This is a genomic window from Pricia mediterranea (assembly GCF_032248455.1).
Lineage (GTDB): Bacteria > Bacteroidota > Bacteroidia > Flavobacteriales > Flavobacteriaceae > Pricia > Pricia mediterranea.
The window spans coordinates 512,321-529,218 of record NZ_JAVTTP010000001.1; the positions used below are offsets into that span (position 1 = coordinate 512,321).

General features: G+C 45.8%; 14 protein-coding genes. 5 read left to right on the forward strand and 9 right to left on the reverse strand.

Translation table 11 applies throughout. The features are described 5' to 3' along the window. Positions 1–284: 284 nt before the first annotated feature. From RQM65_RS02100 to RQM65_RS02120, 5 genes are all read left to right on the forward strand, one after another. Positions 285–2,096, forward strand: coding sequence for a hypothetical protein (locus tag RQM65_RS02100; RefSeq protein WP_314012388.1), 1,812 nt, complete (start codon positions 285–287; stop codon positions 2,094–2,096). A gap of 110 nt (positions 2,097–2,206) precedes the next feature. Continuing rightward, a complete protein-coding gene (nirK, locus tag RQM65_RS02105) occupies positions 2,207–3,658 on the forward strand; it encodes a copper-containing nitrite reductase (protein ID WP_314012390.1) in 1,452 nt (483 codons plus the stop codon). 12 nt (positions 3,659–3,670) lie between these two features. After that, complete coding sequence (locus RQM65_RS02110; RefSeq protein WP_432279832.1) at positions 3,671–4,447, forward strand: formylglycine-generating enzyme family protein; 777 nt, start codon at positions 3,671–3,673, stop codon at positions 4,445–4,447. 146 nt (positions 4,448–4,593) lie between these two features. Beyond that, a complete protein-coding gene (locus RQM65_RS02115) occupies positions 4,594–5,298 on the forward strand; it encodes an SCO family protein (RefSeq protein WP_314012392.1) in 705 nt (234 codons plus the stop codon). Positions 5,299–5,502: 204 nt separating this feature from the next. Further along, a complete protein-coding gene (locus RQM65_RS02120) occupies positions 5,503–8,055 on the forward strand; it encodes an adenosylcobalamin-dependent ribonucleoside-diphosphate reductase (RefSeq protein ID WP_314012394.1) in 2,553 nt (850 codons plus the stop codon). Positions 8,056–8,142: 87 nt separating this feature from the next. On the opposite strand, the gene RQM65_RS02125 is transcribed toward RQM65_RS02120, so the two are convergent. The 9 genes from RQM65_RS02125 to RQM65_RS02165 all read right to left on the reverse strand — a co-directional run bounded on the left by RQM65_RS02125 (position 8,143) and on the right by RQM65_RS02165 (position 16,885). After that, entirely contained in the window at positions 8,143–8,925 is a 783-nt protein-coding gene (locus RQM65_RS02125; protein WP_314012396.1) for an ABC transporter permease, read from the reverse strand. After that, entirely contained in the window at positions 8,918–9,628 is a 711-nt protein-coding gene (locus RQM65_RS02130) for an ABC transporter ATP-binding protein (protein WP_314012397.1), read from the reverse strand. The genes RQM65_RS02125 and RQM65_RS02130 overlap by 8 nt, the downstream gene beginning before the upstream one ends. 222 nt (positions 9,629–9,850) lie before the next feature. Further along, the gene (locus RQM65_RS02135) at positions 9,851–11,125 is read right to left on the reverse strand and encodes a nitrous oxide reductase family maturation protein NosD (protein WP_314012398.1); all 1,275 of its coding nucleotides are present in this window, start codon (positions 11,123–11,125) and stop codon (positions 9,851–9,853) included. 75 nt (positions 11,126–11,200) lie between these two features. Next, a complete protein-coding gene (locus RQM65_RS02140) occupies positions 11,201–11,689 on the reverse strand; it encodes a pyridoxamine 5'-phosphate oxidase family protein (protein ID WP_314012399.1) in 489 nt (162 codons plus the stop codon). 217 nt (positions 11,690–11,906) lie between these two features. After that, positions 11,907–12,344: a nitrous oxide reductase accessory protein NosL gene (locus RQM65_RS02145; RefSeq protein ID WP_314012401.1), complete on the reverse strand. Its 438-nt coding sequence runs from the start codon at positions 12,342–12,344 to the stop codon at positions 11,907–11,909. Positions 12,345–12,514: 170 nt separating this feature from the next. Then, positions 12,515–13,129, reverse strand: coding sequence for an LPXTG cell wall anchor domain-containing protein (locus RQM65_RS02150; protein WP_314012403.1), 615 nt, complete (start codon positions 13,127–13,129; stop codon positions 12,515–12,517). Between the two features lie 178 nt (positions 13,130–13,307). Then, positions 13,308–15,266: a Sec-dependent nitrous-oxide reductase gene (nosZ, locus tag RQM65_RS02155; RefSeq protein WP_314012404.1), complete on the reverse strand. Its 1,959-nt coding sequence runs from the start codon at positions 15,264–15,266 to the stop codon at positions 13,308–13,310. A gap of 31 nt (positions 15,267–15,297) precedes the next feature. Then, positions 15,298–15,804 (reverse strand): c-type cytochrome, encoded by a 507-nt coding sequence (locus tag RQM65_RS02160; RefSeq protein ID WP_314012405.1) that lies wholly within the window; start codon positions 15,802–15,804, stop codon positions 15,298–15,300. A 223-nt stretch (positions 15,805–16,027) separates the two neighbouring features. Then, positions 16,028–16,885, reverse strand: coding sequence for a hypothetical protein (locus tag RQM65_RS02165; RefSeq protein WP_314012406.1), 858 nt, complete (start codon positions 16,883–16,885; stop codon positions 16,028–16,030). Positions 16,886–16,898: the final 13 nt, after the last annotated feature.

The following is a 16,898-nucleotide window of genomic DNA, read 5'->3' on the forward strand; positions in this document are numbered from 1 at the left end:
CAAAGTACCAAGCGGGAGCTCGGATTACGAATCTTTTAAAAACCTAACAAATATCATATTCTAAGCCAATATTTGTTCGGTATTTTACGCAAAATTAGCATCAAAATCATGTGCGGCACCCCTTAGATGATGTGATGCCAGGTTGTCAATACGCACAAATGCATATCTACACAGCACACAGTGGGTCAGATTATGGTTTACAGCATTAAAAACCGTATTCACGGCCTTTTGTCCAAATGATTATGTGACTCCCCTTCCTTATAATGAACAGTAAATCAAAAATCATGTTAAAAGCACATTCCTTCCATATCCCGGTAATGGGGATAGGATTTACCATTGACACTCCCTTAAAAGTTTCCCGGTTCGGAATCGACTCCGTTATTTCCTTGGTAGACGACATCCTATTGGAAAAACTGCGTAAAATGTATTGCGATAAATTTGATATTCGCTATACCGAAATCACCGATAAGATGGAGGATTTCAGGGCGAAACGAATCACCTCGTACCTCAACCTGATCCAAGAGCTCTCTCAAAAGAAATTCGAGGAATTCAAAAATTCTACGAGCGAAACCGCGAACACCATCAAAGGTTATTTCAATCGGCTGCCCAATACCTCAAGCTTTAAACAAGAGTTTCACCGGTTGACCCAGAATCGTTTTGATCTGGAAGAAATCAGGATTTGGGTCATGGAGAACATGCCCATGGGCAGTATCGACGTAAATATCATGACCAAGGTGGATAAGGACAATTACATCGGGAAAGAAAAACTTTCCACCGAATTCAACGATGCCCATGCCGCGTTAAGGGGTTTTGCGAACAGTAGTCTAGCTTCGTCAGTTGTTCTCTCCGCTGGCATGAATCCGAGATTATACAGTTATATAGAGCAGTTCGATGACTTCTATCCCGATACGGACGCATATCTTAAAAAGAAAATTGTTCTGAAAGTCAGCGATTACCGTTCCGCCCTGATTCAGGGTAAGTTCTTGGCCAAAAAAGGTATTTGGGTATCCGAGTACCGCATCGAATCCGGACTCAATTGCGGCGGACATGCCTTTGCGACCGATGGCTATCTGATGGGTCCGATTCTGGAGCAGTTCAAATCCAATAAAAAGGCATTGACCACCGAAGTGCACCAATTGATGATCGGAGCCCTGGAGAAAAAAGGACGCCCGGTTCCTAAAAGCCCTTTGCCCCTGACCATTTCGGCGCAAGGTGGAGTGGGAACTTCCGATGAACACAACTTTATCCGGAATTATTACGAAGTGGAGTCCGTGGGCTGGGGCACTCCATTTCTACTGGTTCCGGAAGCTTCCACGGTAGATAAGCGAACCTTGGACCAATTGACGGCCGCTAAGGAAGAAGACCTATACTTGAGCAATATTTCGCCACTAGGCATCCCATTCCACAGTTTGAAAGGTAATACCAAGGATATGGAAAAAGAAAAGAACTTGGCCAAAGGGAGGCCCGGAAGTGCCTGTCCGAAAAAATTTGTCGCCTTGAACAAAGAGTACAAAGCGGAAGGCCTCTGTACCGCCTCTCGCCAGTACCAACACTTAAAAATATTGGAATTGGAAAAAGAGTCCGTTTCATCCGAGGAATACCAAAGACGATATGCCAAGATTACGGAAAAATCCTGTACCTGCGTCGGACTTGGCACTTCGGCACTCTTGGCATACGGATTGGACACCAAGACCGAAGGGGAAGGCGTTTCGATCTGTCCCGGTCCGAATATGGCCTATTTTTCCAAAATTGCTTCCCTATCGGAAATGCAGGACCATATCTACGGCAATGAGAACCTTATCTCCCGCAAAGACCGACCCCACATGTTCGTCAAGGAACTTTCGATTTATTTAAACTACCTGGAAGATCAAATTGAGGAGACCCGGAGAACCATCACCAAAAAGCAAAAACAATATTTACTTAAATTCGCCACTAATCTGCGTGAAGGAATCGGATATTACGAGGAGCTGTTTACCAGTTCCGCTAAGGAGTTCGCGTTCTCCAAAGCGAAAATTCTATACGACTTTCTTTGCGGAAAAGATGCTTTGAAAGAATTGGTGAAAGCGATAGAAAAACTTGAACCCGCCAAGGTATAAACCCTACAATATGAGTTTTATCATATTTTAGGATACTAGTCCACACTATCTTCGCATAAGTAAAAGATAAAAGGGTCTTTTTATCTATAAATAACTAAAATCAAATTAATATGAAAGTCAATCAACCACAATCAGCAGTATTATTGCTCGTCACAGCATTCGTGCTGTTGTTTTCATCCTGTAATAACGACGAAAACAAGGAAATCGCTAGTGCCGACATACCGGCCACAGTAGAAATGAAGGCTATTTTGACCTCCCCGCCCCATGTGCCCCCTCCAACCGGAAAAAGAAAGGCTAAAAAACTGATTGTCGATATGGAAATCCTCGAGCAGGAAGGCGAAATGACCAATGGGGTAAAATACATGTACTGGACGTTCGGTGGTACGGTGCCCGGTAGTTTTATCCGAACCAAAATCGGAGATGAGGTGGAATTCCACCTTAAAAATCATCCGGATAATAAATTGCCCCACAACATTGACCTTCATGCAGTTACAGGCCCCGGTGGGGGAGCGGAATCTTCTTTCGTGGCACCCGGGCGTGAAAAGGTGTTTTCCTTTAAAACATTGAATCCAGGACTTTATGTCTACCACTGTGCTACCGCACCGGTGGGTATGCATATTGCTAACGGCATGTACGGATTGATTTTGGTAGAACCCGAAGAGGGGTTGCCCGATGTCGATAAGGAATATTACGTGATGCAAGGCGATTTTTATACCAAGGGCAATTACGGAGATCGTGGCCTACAGCCTTTCGATATGCAAAAGGCAGTAGATGAAGATGCCGATTACGTAGTTTTCAATGGGAAGGTAGGGGCCATGACCGGCGACAATGCCATTACGGCAAACGTAGGCGAAACCGTTCGTTTGTATGTAGGCAACGGCGGCCCGAACCTGGTATCATCTTTTCATGTGATAGGCGAAATTTTTGATAAGGTACGGGTCGAAGGCGGTGATATGGTCAATGAAAATATACAGACTACCCTAATTCCCGCCGGGGGTGCGGCCATCGTGGAGTTCAAGGTCGATGTACCCGGAAGCTTAATATTAGTGGACCACTCCATCTTTAGGGCCTTCAACAAAGGTGCCCTGGCCATGCTAAATGTAAGTGGTGAAGAAAATAAGACGATCTATTCCGGCGAAATAGAAGAAGGTATCTATTTGCCCGAAGGCGGTGGCATACAACAAATGCCGCTCCGCGATGGCATGGAAGGAGGCGAAATTCCTGCAAAATCTATGGCCGAAAAAATGGAATTCGGAAAGCAGACCTATATGCAGACCTGTTTCGCTTGCCATCAGGCAGAAGGACAGGGCATACCGAACGCCTTTCCCCCATTGGCAGAATCGGATTATCTGAACGCAGACGTAAACCGCTCGATCGATATCGTCTTGCATGGCTTAACAGGTGAAATAACGGTCAACGGAGAAAAATACAACAGTATAATGACCGCTCAGACGCTATCCGACGAAGAGGTCGCCAATGTGCTTACCTATGTGTACAACAGCTGGGGAAATTCTAAAAAAGAAGTAACCCCGGCAATGGTAAAATCCGTTCGCGCTAAGTAATCCACGAAAGCTATGCATTCCATTTTAAAAAATGTTTTCGTATTGGTAAGTTTCGCTGCCATCCATACCATCACTGCGCAAGACGATATGGTGCATATCAAAGGGGGAACCTACACTCCCTTATACGGGGTAGATTCCACGGCCGTTACAATAGACGATTTTTCCATGGATGTCTATCCCGTTACCAACGCAGACTATTTGGAATTTCTTAGGAAATTTCCGGCTTGGCAAAAAAGTAAGATAATACCCCTGTTCGCCGACGGCAGTTATTTGGCCGATTGGGAGAACGACCTCTCCTATGGAAACCAGCTTTCGGCCGATGCACCCGTTACCAACGTTTCGTGGTTCGCCGCAAAAAAATACTGTGAATGTCAAGGAAAAAGGCTGCCCACCATCGATGAATGGGAGTTTGCGGCAATGGCCGATGAAAAGACCGCCGACGCCAGAAAGAAAGAAACCTACAACCAAAAAATATTGGATTGGTACGAAGCTCCCAAAACCTTTAATAATGAGATAGGGTCAACCTTCAAAAACTATTGGGGTATTTATGACCTGCACGGCTTGGTCTGGGAGTGGACAATGGACTTTAATTCCGTTTTAATCTCTGGAGAATCAAGAAAAGATGTGGATAAAGACAGTAATCTGTTCTGCGGAAGCGCCGCCGTCGGCGCATCAGATCTCATGAACTATGCCGCCTTTATGCGTTATGCCTTTCGGGGAAGTATGAAGGCCAAGTATTCCGTAAAGAACCTAGGCTTTCGTTGCGCAATGGACGTTCCTAAAATTTAGAGGATTCCCTGCCTGCTTCCAGGCACAGTTAAGAAAATAGCAAAGTACTACCTCGATCCCGGCATCCGTGGTATCAAATTCCAAAAAATGGAAAATACGATGCGAGCATCCGGGAATTGGGCCCAACGGATTAAAAACTACCAAGCATGAAAAAATTAGCCTACATCTTGTCCCTGTTTATCTCTATTACAAGCCTTACGTCTTGCCATCCAAAAAAGAAAGGGGATCTGGCAATGATGGAATACCAATGTCCCATGAAATGTTTGGGGGACGAGACTTTCGACGAACCTGGAAGTTGTGAAGTCTGCAAAATGGACCTGCAAGCCCTGGGATCCAAAATTAAGGAAACCGATGAGATTTCGGACCTCTCCATCTACAACCTGCCCTCGCAATGGAAAACCCAGCACAATACCGAACTCGAGCTAAAGGATCTAAAGGGCAATGTGGTCGTCATGGTGATGATCTATACCACTTGTCAATCGGCATGCCCCAGATTGGTGGCCGATATGCGAGGCATCGAAGCAAAGATACCCGCAGACCAAAAAAATAAGGTGAAACTGGTGATGGTGAGCATAGACCCTAAGACCGATACGCCAGCACGGCTTAAAGAGTTTTCCGTAGAAAATGAAATGGAAACGGACCAATGGGTATTTCTAACGGGTTCGGAATCGGATACCCGTGAGTTTGCCGCGGTTCTCGCCGTAAACTACAAACAAATCTCGCCGATGGACTTTTCCCATTCCAATATCATCAGCGTCTTTGACCAACAAGGCGAACTGGTACACCAAAAAGAAGGGCTGGGTGTAAATCATGAAGCGACCGTTTCAAAAATTTTAGAAATGGCGGATTAGGTCATCCTATTTCGTATCCGAAAATAATAATTCAAACTTTTTGTTAACTTTTTATTGTTGATAAATTATTATAGTGTTGATTATCAGGGTATTTAAGATGTTTTGATGTGCACTTTATGATTTTTGTCATAAAACAGTTCGTATATTTTTGTCTAATTTTAGCCTAAGATTAGCAACGTGCCTACCCTCAAAAACATGTCTAAAATGCAAACGATCCAATTCCCCGCGCCCACTACGACCTACACTCAAGAAGAAGCTTTTGAAGCCGCCCTGACCTACTTTAAAGGTGACGACCTGGCCGCCCGTGTTTGGGTCAATAAATACGCACTTAAAGATTCCGATGGAAACATCTATGAACGGAACCCCGATGATATGCATCGGAGAATCGCTCGTGAAATTGCGCGAATTGAGGCCAAATATCCAAATCCGATGGACGAGGAAGAGGTCTTCGCCCTGATCAAAAACTTTAAATATATCGTACCACAGGGCAGTCCCATGGCGGGCATCGGCAATCCATTCCAAATCGCCTCACTATCAAACTGCTTTGTAGTAGGTACCGACGGCAAATCGGATTCCTACGGGGGAATAATGAAAATCGATCAAGAACAGGTACAATTGATGAAGCGCCGGGGCGGGGTGGGGCACGACCTATCGCACATCCGACCCAAGGGATCACCGGTCAAGAACTCTGCACTGACCTCGACGGGCCTTGTACCTTTTATGGAACGGTATTCGAATTCTACCCGCGAAGTGGCCCAAGATGGCCGTCGGGGCGCGTTGATGCTATCCGTTTCGATCAACCATCCCGATGCCGAGGATTTCATCGATGCCAAAATGGAACAGGGCAAGGTAACGGGCGCCAATGTTTCCGTACGGATGGACGACGACTTTATGAAAGCTGTTGAAACGGACGGCAACTACATTCAAAAATTTCCCATCCACAGTACCAAACCCAAGTACAAAAAAGAAATTAAAGCCGGCAAACTATGGGAAAAAATAGTCCATAACGCCTGGAAATCCGCCGAACCCGGAATCTTGTTTTGGGATACGATCATCAACGAATCGGTACCGGATTGTTATGCCGACCAAGGCTATAAGACGGTATCCACCAACCCTTGCGGGGAAATCCCCCTTTGCCCCTACGATTCGTGCCGTTTGTTGGCCATCAATCTTTTAAGTTACGTAGAGGATCCATTTACCGAAAAGGCATCCTTTAATTTTCCACTTTTTAAAAAACACGTGGCAGCTGCGCAGCGCATTATGGACGATATCATCGATCTAGAGCTTGAAAAAGTAGATGCCATCCTAAAGAAAATCGACGATGACCCCGAACTGGAAGAAACCAAAATGGTGGAATACATGCTCTGGCAGAACATCAGGAAAAAGGCCAAAGAAGGGCGACGTACGGGAATCGGGATCACTGCGGAAGGTGATATGTTAGCAGCCCTTGGGTTACGCTACGGCAGTGAAAAAGCCAATGAATTTTCCGTTGAAGTACATAAGACCATTGCGCTGGAAGCCTATCGCGCATCGGTATATACGGCACGCGACCGAGGGGCCTTCGAACTGTTCGACGCAGAACGTGAAAAAAACAACCCTTTTATCCTCCGCTTAAAGGATGCCGATGAAAAATTGTACTACGACATGCTCGAATATGGACGGCGGAATATCGCCCTTTTGACCATAGCCCCGACCGGCACCACGAGCCTGATGACCCAGACCACCTCGGGCATTGAACCGGTGTTTCTCCCAGTTTACAAGCGAAGAAGAAAAGTGAATCCCAATGACAAAGAAGTACGGGTCGATTTTGTTGACGAAGTGGGCGACTCTTGGGAAGAGTACTTGGTATTCCACCACCAATTCAAAGCTTGGATGCTCACTAAAGGTTACGACACCGATAAAAAGTATACCCAAGACGAGATCAACGCTATTATTAAAGAATCGCCCTATTACAAAGCTACTTCGAATGATGTGGATTGGCTGAGCAAGGTCCGGTTGCAAGGGGCGGTACAGAAGTGGGTGGACCACTCTATCAGCGTTACCATCAACCTGCCCAACGATGTACCTGAAGCCTTGGTAGGCCAGCTGTACGTGGAGGCTTGGAAAGCGGGATGCAAAGGCGTGACCGTCTACCGTGACGGGTCTCGGTCAGGCGTCCTATTATCCAACGATGACAAAAAAGAAGAGGGCAGAGATACCCTGACGTCGTTCCCCACCAAGCGCCCGCAGATCTTAGAGGCCGATGTGGTACGTTTTCAGAACAACAAGGAAAAATGGATTGCGTTCATCGGACTTATTGACGATAAAGCTTACGAAATCTTTACCGGATTGGCCGATGATGAAGACGGTATTTTAATACCCCGTTGGGTGGACAAGGGATTGATCATTAAAAACCGAAATGAGGACGGGTCTTCCCGATACGATTTTCAGTACAAGAACAAGAGAGGCTATAAGACCACTATCGAAGGCCTATCCCATAAATTCGATCCCGAATATTGGAATTATGCCAAGCTGATATCCAGTACCCTTCGCCACGGCATGCCCATCGAGAAAATCGTCGATCTTATTGGTAGCCTACAACTTGACAGCGAGCAGATAAACACTTGGAAAAACGGGGTGGCCCGGGCATTGAAAAGATATGTAGCCGATGGTGCCATAGCAAAAGGACAGCAATGTAGCAACTGCAACTCGACCAACCTGATCTATCAGGAAGGATGTTTGACCTGCACCGATTGTGGGTCTTCGAAATGTGGATAATGCCGACACCTGACCGTAAGGAAGAACGAACGAGTGGTGGATTTCGAATAAAAGACCTAGACGGAGGTGGTTCACCTTAAGGTTTGTCTAAAAATCCTTTTTCTTGGAGACAGCGACCAACCGCCATATGGGCACGACCGTCCACAATACCAACATGAGCATTGAGACCAGAAAGCCTTGGTTCGTACCGAAAAATTGTTTGAAGACCGCTCCGGTATATCCTAAAAGCGCGGAAATATCCAATTTTAACAGGATGAGCGTACGGGAAAGGTCGATGGGATTGAACATGGTGGCCACCAATGAAAACGTATCCAACGGATATTTCTCGAATATAATCAGCGACATCAGAAAGAGTCCGTCGTAAATCACCGCCAAAAATAGCCACACCAATACGGCGTACCCAAATCCCTTGATCTTGTTTTCGTTCGAGAGGGCAATATTGAAACTTAAGGCGGTAAAGATAAGGGTCAAGAAAGCGCCCGTGACCAGCAATAACGAAAAATCGAAGATGGCGTCGCTGCGGAAGAGTCCATATACCACGAAAGGAATCCCTAGACCCAGTACAAGGCTCAGACTCAACGAACCCGCCACCCCTAGGTACTGTCCGAAAAAGATGGAAGACCTCTTAACGGGCTGGGCCAGTAAAAGTTCGGTAAATTCCTTTGAGTTATAAAAGTACATCACCCCAAAAATGGTCCCGATCAGCGGCACCAATACGATAATGACATTCATCAGCGTGATGACGGCCTTCGAGACATCGTTGTTCAAGAACAACAGTACAAAGCCCAGCGCCAAGTAGAACAGAAAATAGACGTAGCTCCATCGGCTACGGATAAGGTCGTAAAAGCTGTATTTAAGTATCTTAAGCATGGGCCGGGGGCGTTGCTATGGCCGCAATGGCCTGTTCTACGGTTTTTTGGCCCGTTTGCTCCTTGAGGGCGGGCACACTCCCCTTAAAGTAAATTTTGCCTTCCAAAAGATATACGATCTCGTCGGCGATCTCCTCTACAAACTGCATGATGTGCGAAGTTACCAAAATCGTTTTTCCTTTGTTCTTTTCCGCTTCGATCAGCTTCTTTAGGCGAATCAAGGCCATGGGGTCCAGACCGGTGGTAGGCTCATCGAGAATGATCAAGGGGTTATCGAACATAAAGGTAAGCACGATATTCACCTTTTGTTTGGTGCCACCCGAAAGTGTCGCCAATTTTTTATCCAAGAAGGGTTCGAGCCCGAAATGACGTACCAATTGTTGTTCGTCACTCGGATTTTGCCGGAGGTCTTTAATCATTCGAATCAGCTCCTCTACCTTTAGATTACCGGGAAAATTGGCAATCTGGGGTAAATAGCTGATATCTTCGCGATATTTCCATTTATTTTTGATGGATCTGCCATCGATTGAAATGTCGCCCTCATTGGGCACCACCATCCCCAAAATACTTTTGATCAAAGTAGTCTTGCCCGAGCCATTGGGACCCAGTACGGCGAAAATCCCTCCGCTTTCAATTTGGAGGTCAAGGCCAATAAGGACTTCGTTCTTGCCGAATTTTTTATACAGGGATTCTATATTAATCATTTATGTGCTGTTTCTATTCTTACCGAATTACAAGGTTTTAACTTTCATCTTGCCCACTCCCCTACTCCCTGCCATATTACTGCAGTTCAAAACCCAAAATACATCATGCTACTACCACTATTCACAGTTCACAATTCATCATCCTACCACTGTTCATTCCCACTGCCACTGCACCTGCTTACTGCTACCGTCGCTGTCACCGTTCACTGTTCACTGCCGCCGCTACTGCTCAATGCCCACTAGCCCCGCCTCCCCATTGCCGCTCACCCTTTTCATCAGGGGATTATCATCCGACAGATTGTCGGGCGTAAAAACCGGGGATACTTTTTCCGAAAAGTCGATAATGTCCATAAAAAGGCTACGCAGCAGAATAATGGTCTCCGGGGTCCGATTAACGATATACGAAAACAATTTGACCGGACGGTAGGGCACGTCGCCAATGCCATCTCTATCGAGATCGTAGCCCGTATATTCGCTCCAGTAATTTTTATCGAAGACGTTATCGTTCAGATTACTGTTATACGAGAGGTCGAACGAATTATACAAAAAATTATTCTTGGTGAACGTATTACCGTAAATCGCGCCCCTGATCCGTAAAGCCCAACCGTTGCCTATAAAGTTGTTTTTACTATACTCGATTCGGTTGGTTCCCTCTACGCTGATGCCGATGGTATTTTCTTCGAACGTATTACCGACGATCTGGGCATCGTTGATTTCTTTCAACAAGAGACCGTAGGAAGCCGTACCCCAATTTTTTCGAAATACGTTATTATGCATGTCGATAAATTTGGAGAACATAACGGCCACCCCAGCCCCATTGTTCTCGAAAACGTTGTTTTCGTACACATCGTGGTTCGAAAACATAAAATGGAGTCCGTACCGCACGTTGTCGTGGCTATAATTATTTTTGATAGTACAGTTGTCGGCGAACTCAAAATAGATCCCGTCCCTTACCTGTTGGATGTCGTTGTTTTCGATATCAATGTTCTTCGAATACCAAAGATGGATGCCGTTGCCCGAGCCGAATTCATCGACTGCGTCACCCTTTATTCTATTATTTATGATTTTTCCGCCGGTGGCTTTTTCAAGATAAATACCGAAAAACATTTTTTCAAGCACCAGGTTGCGTAGCTCGAAATCTTTATTCTTAACCATTCGAATGGCCGCATTGTCTTTGGTGTAACTGGTGCCGACGTTCATTATCTTGAGGCCATCTAGCACGACCCCATCGGCGGAAATGGTTAAAATCTCGCCTTTGTTCCCGCCATCGATTACGGGAAGGCCCTTGCCCAAAAGGGTCAAGGTTTTGTCGATATATATCTCGGATTCCTTATAGATGCCCTTTTGAATCAAAAGCGTATCGCCCTCGGTAGCGATTTCAATTCCTTTTTTAATGGATTTCACTTCGCACGAAGAACAGATGGTGATTGTTTGCGCCTGCAGCGAACCGCCAATGGCCAAATATAACAACAAGAATATTCCTTGCCAAAATCTCATTTGATTGTAAAACTTAAGGTGAAGATAACCGGTGACACACGTCAGTTGTAACTGTGAACCCACCCAGCGTGAATTTCATTCTTGATCTCTCCTAGACTTTCCGACAATATCCGTAATATGGATGCGATACACAATGGGAATATGCCGCTCTTGAAGTCGGCTCGAAAAATCCTGAATAAATTTTGGGGTCTCCCCGTCTTTCTTTGCAATGGTTCGCTGCACTCCTTCTGCGAAACGATGCAGCTGCTTCTTTGCGGTACTTCCTTCAAGTTCCTCAAAATTGCCCTGTACCAATACGGAGCGCCACTCTTGTATGGACCGGATATCGTCAACTTGTAAAGCCACCGGCCTGTGTTTTTTCATCGCCTGAATTTTGAATCCCGGGGAGGAATAACTTAAAATGCACTTTTCCTCGGCATCGTGATAAAAGGTTATCGGGTTGATATGAGGCGTTCTGCCCGAAATATATGCCAAACGACCGATGTAGTTCTCACTCAGCAATTGCAGACATTCCGAAGTAGTCATGTTCTTTATGGTCGTGCTTTCTGGTTCCCTTGGTTCCATAGGTCTAAATCTTTTAGTACTTGAATAAAATAATCAAAAAAAATCGAAAACGAATGTAATCCTATCGGCGATAGGCAGACACTACGCACATGCATTGAAAACTTTAAAGGCGACGCCTTGAGGGAAGTTTTTAATCCCGGTCAAGAGGGGGGATTGCTTTTCTTTTTTTCCTCAGTGATTCCAATTGGTCTTCCCACCTTCCCTTGTTCCCTTGTCCCTATTGGTCTTTAAACCGTTCTTTTAGCTCCAGCCAGGTAAAGAGTTCTCCCGATTGTTCGGATTGTACCATGGCAGCAGCTTTTTCACTAGAGAAAGCGGACAGGTTTTCACCCATCGGGCTAGAAATATTCGCGCTTATAAGATAGGTCGCCTGAGTAGCATCGATCAATTCACCGGGATGGCTGAAATCGTTGACCAAAAGTAGGCCAATCTCATCATAGCCCGTATTTTTCAGATCGTTCAACATACACTCGATGGCGTCGAACTTATAGGCTCTCCCCTTTTCGGTCACGTACTGTGCCGCATGCTGTCGGTCAACGATGGTCATGCTGCAATAGTGGCAGACATCGGAACCGTATGCTATGGGTTCGGGCTCCACCTTACAGGAGGCCAGTACCAACAGGAGAATAGATAGGAAGCTTATACATTTCTTCATTCTTTATTTCGTTTAAAGGAATGGTATCGGTTCTCCGTTTGTCCAACCCTTTCAGTCAACTTGCCCAAGGCTCTTGCCTTTGTACTTCGTTTGTCTTTCTTATATATCTTTGAGCTTTGTTCTTTCTTTATTCCTCTTTGTTCTTATTTTTTGGTTATATCCCTACGATGCTAAGCCCTCTTCTCTCGCTTTCGCCGTCCTACAAAGAAGGCCACCACTGTCAACGACATACCCACAAACATCATCCAAGCCCCGGTGTGTGGCAAGGAAGTCACATCAAAGTTCAGCATTTTTTCATGTCCGAGCAGTGGGGGACTATAGGTCATGGGCGTACCGTCGGGATGGGTCAATTTCATAATGGCATTCGGATCCAAGTTGCTTCCATAGTCCGTCAACCAAGCATTAAAATCATACATGCCCAAAACCCCTAAAACGGACATCAATACGAACCAGCCCAAAAACCAATTGTAGCCTACTTTTCCGATAAAACCTAAAATGCCGATTAACACCCCTAAGACGACCATAGCGATAATCACTAGAGGAAAGACCTCGAACTCCCACATTTCTTCCGGTTTCGGTATCGTCCGCATACCAATATAGTGGTTCAGGCCATCGATGTTCTGTATATCGAACTCTTCTTCTCCCTGAATTCCCTCAATAAAAATGTGCATACCCAAAGGGTCGGGATATTGAGGCGCCTCTAACTGAATGTGCCAGAGCGGAAATTTGAAGAGTCCCAATAAAAGCAATGAACCGATAATCATTATTAGGCTTGCTTTTTTCATGTGGATTTTTTTTCTGTTAGTGTCAGCATTTACTTTAATCAAAAAAGCTGGAATCCGTTAGCTGAAGACAATCGTAGTCCGATTGCTCGATCGATGGAATAGGCAGTAATTAAAAAAGCGGGAGGGCCCTAAAGCCGACCCGCTTTTCGTCTGAAAAAATGAAACGTTTAGGTGTGGACTACTCTTCGCCCAGGGACCATTTGAGCTCGGTATTCGAACCTTCGGGGGACACCCGTATGTATCCGGACATTTCTTGGTGCAGCGCCGAGCAGAAGTCGGTACAGTAGAAAGGCCAGACACCTACTTTTTTAGGCTCCCAGACCAAGGTTTCCGTCGATCCCGGCATAACCAAAAGCTCTGCATTCTCTGCCCCGATTACGGCAAAACCGTGAGGCACGTCGAAATCCTGTTCCAGGTTCGTCAAGTGGAAATACACCTTGTCGCCTACTTTGATTCCTTCGATATTATCAGGATTCAAATGGCTACGTACCATGGTCATGTACACGTGTACTTCATTTCCGTCACGTTCTACCCTGACATCGGCAGGGGAAGTGGCCGCATGGGGGTGCTTGTTCTCACTGAGCTTGTAGATTTTCTTGGAATTAGGCGCAATCAGGTCAGCAGGGGCCATGGAAGCGTAGTGGGGCTCCCCGATAGTGGGGAAGTCCGATAACAATTCCATCTTCTCGCCAGAAATATCATATAACTGGGCAGAATGGTTCATCTCAGGTCCCGTTGGCAAATACCGATCTTTAGTGATCTTGTTCATGGCCAATACATATTTGCCCCATGGTTCTTGCGAGTTTCCACCGGGAATACTCAGGTGACCAGGAGAATAATAAGTAGGCTTTCGGTCTAGGACCTCCCAGGTACCAACGTTCCATTTTACGACCTCTGAAGAGATAAAGAACGTGGTATAGGCATTGCCCTTACCGTCAAATTCCGTGTGCAATGGTCCGAGCCCCGGCTGTTTGACCGTACCGCCCAAAACATCCTCGAAATTAAGGATAGGGATGTTATAAGCCTCTCCATCGAACTTTTCGTTCTCGATGGCGTCGAGCATTTTGCTAAAGGAATGTACCGTAAGGTCTGCGGATAATTTTCCGTTACCAATGATATATTCACCCGTGGGATCTACGTCACAACCGTGTGGAGATTTGGGCGTGGGCAAAAAGTAAACCAATCCAGGCAGTTCGGAAGCGTCCAAAACCCGTACCTCATCTTTAATGGTCGAAGTGGCCATATGCGTATCTTCATCGAAGATGTTGTGCGCATACTCGGCTTTTTCAGTTTTGAATTTACCTTCCTTAATATATTCCTCGGCCTTTTTCCAGTTGACGGCGGCTATGAAATCCTTATCGTTCTGGGAGGCGTTCACTTCCTGAAGGGTATGTGCTTCCTCGGTGTTATAGGTGGTTATAAATATCCAACCGTGGGATTTGTCCCTTCCAGGATGCGCTAGATCATAGTTAAAACCGGGCAAACGTATCTGAAAGGATAAATCCATTTCCCCCGAATCTTGATCTACGCTCAAGAAGGAAAGACTTGCCTTGAAATTTCCTTTATAGTCCTTAATTGGCATATCCTTTTGGGGAATCGGAACGGAAAAACGGGTTCCTGCAACCACATATTCGGTATTTTCGGTCACGAAAGCGGAGTTATGGTTACCGGCACTGTTCGGAATTTCCATGATCTCCTCGGTTTCAAAGGTGCTCAGACTGATCCGGGCTACCCTGGGCGTGTTGTTTCCGTTCATAAAAATCCACCGGCCGTCCAATTTGCCATTGGTCTGCGACATATCGGGGTGGTGGGTATCGTCCCAAGGGATAAAACCGTGAGTGGTATTCAACATCGGTTTAGTTTCCTCGTTGTAGCCGTAGCCTTTCTCGGGATCCTGTGAAAATACGGGCACCACTTTGAGCAGTCGGCCCGACGGGATACCGTAAACGGACATCTGACCACTGAATCCACCTGATAAGAAGGCGTAGAATTCATCGTACTGTCCGGGTTCGACATAGACCCTTTCCGCCGCATTGGAGGTCAGGGCCCCGTTCGATTTGTCGCCTTGGTCCTTGCAACCGGTAAAGACCGTGGCAAGGGTCATAAATAAAACTGTTGGTAAACTTAATTTTTTCATCGTTTTTCTATTTGATTGTTGTGTTGGAGCCTTACAAAGTCCTGAAATATTCAAGCACCGCCCTAGCTTGGTCTTCCGTAAGACCTTGATTTGCCATAGGAGAGCCGTTAAATTCTTGCAATAGATCTTTGGCCAATGGATCTTCCTTGACCATGACCTCGGGATTCAAGATCATGTTCATGACCCATTCGGGAGTCCGACGCTCCAAAATTCCTTTGGGGGCAGGGCCGATAAATTTCTTTTCCGTTCTATGGCAAGCGAGACACATTTGATCATAGACCTCTTTACCTTGATCTGCCAAGGCCTGATCGATATTGTCATCCAAGGTTACCGACTCAATTGGGCCGACCCCCTTGTTGGTAAGGTCCACCCGCTCGGAAGCTGGGGTTCCACTGTCGGCAGAAGCCTCAACGGGTTTTTCGGTGGTCGTCTTTTGGCGATCGACGCTAAAACCTTCCTTTTTCTTTTCCTCTTTCCCCCCGCATGCCATTAGCAACAAGGAAAAAAGTACGGCGGCACTCTTAACTTTAATATTCATTTTTTCAGTGATTTTAAATTATTGCACAAAATTATGAGACAAGAACCAGCGAAAACATGATATTCGTCATGTTTCGGATAGAATTGTCATTTATTTCAAACTAGGGGTAATATACCAAATAATTTGGAAGGTAACCAACTACTACCGGTTTCGTTCGTATGACCTTGTAAAAAATGCCATCTGTTTCTAGGGGATGGCTGTCATCACACTAGGGGACATCAGATCAGAACTCTATCCCAAAAAAGAGGCTGCTTTCCTCGTTTTCTTCGGTAACATCTTCCCCCATCAGGACCTCATCGGCCTCGTTCATTAATTTTAGATTTATTTTCCAATATCCTGTCATGGTCAGGGATACTTTACCCATATACCTTTTAGAGACGGCATCGAAGCTCAGATCGACATTGTTCGGGGAACTATGGTTGCCCATCCCTGGCATTCTGGGGTCAATGCCAATGCTGTAATCCTCCACAGGGGGAAAATACATCATAGATTCCATCTTAAAAAGCATGGCCGAAAAATCATTGACCTTTACCTCGGGCGCGAACGGCATCATGGCCAGAACGTAGCGAGATCCGTCACTTCCCATAAAACTGTTAACGGTCTTCCTCCCGTCTGCGGGAGCCTTGACCTCGATGCGTTCAGTGGCGTTATAGGTCTGGCCGTTTATGGAATATTCCAGGGCAAGTTCCCAATACTCCTCCGGGTTACCGGGCATCTGAAAAACGACAAAGCCATTGTACACGGAAGCATTTTCGGTGGTCGAAATTTCGGAATTGGGACAGGAATGCATCTTTTCGAGCATGTGCATCATCGGGATCCACGTAATCTCGGCGTTTTCAATGTAGCTATCCGTTGACGCGTCCTTGATTCGGACAAAAAGCTCGTTATAGCCGATGGTAAATCCATCTTTTTCGGAATATACTTCGATAGCATGGCTATTGGCCTCTATACTCGTCAGCATATTGTAATCCGCCATAGGGTTTTCCCCGACCAATAGCGGTGAATTGTCATCGTTGTTTGAGCATGACGTTAAAAATGCCGTCACGGCTAGGGTTGCAAATAGAAATTTAATATTTTTCATGGTCTATAGATGT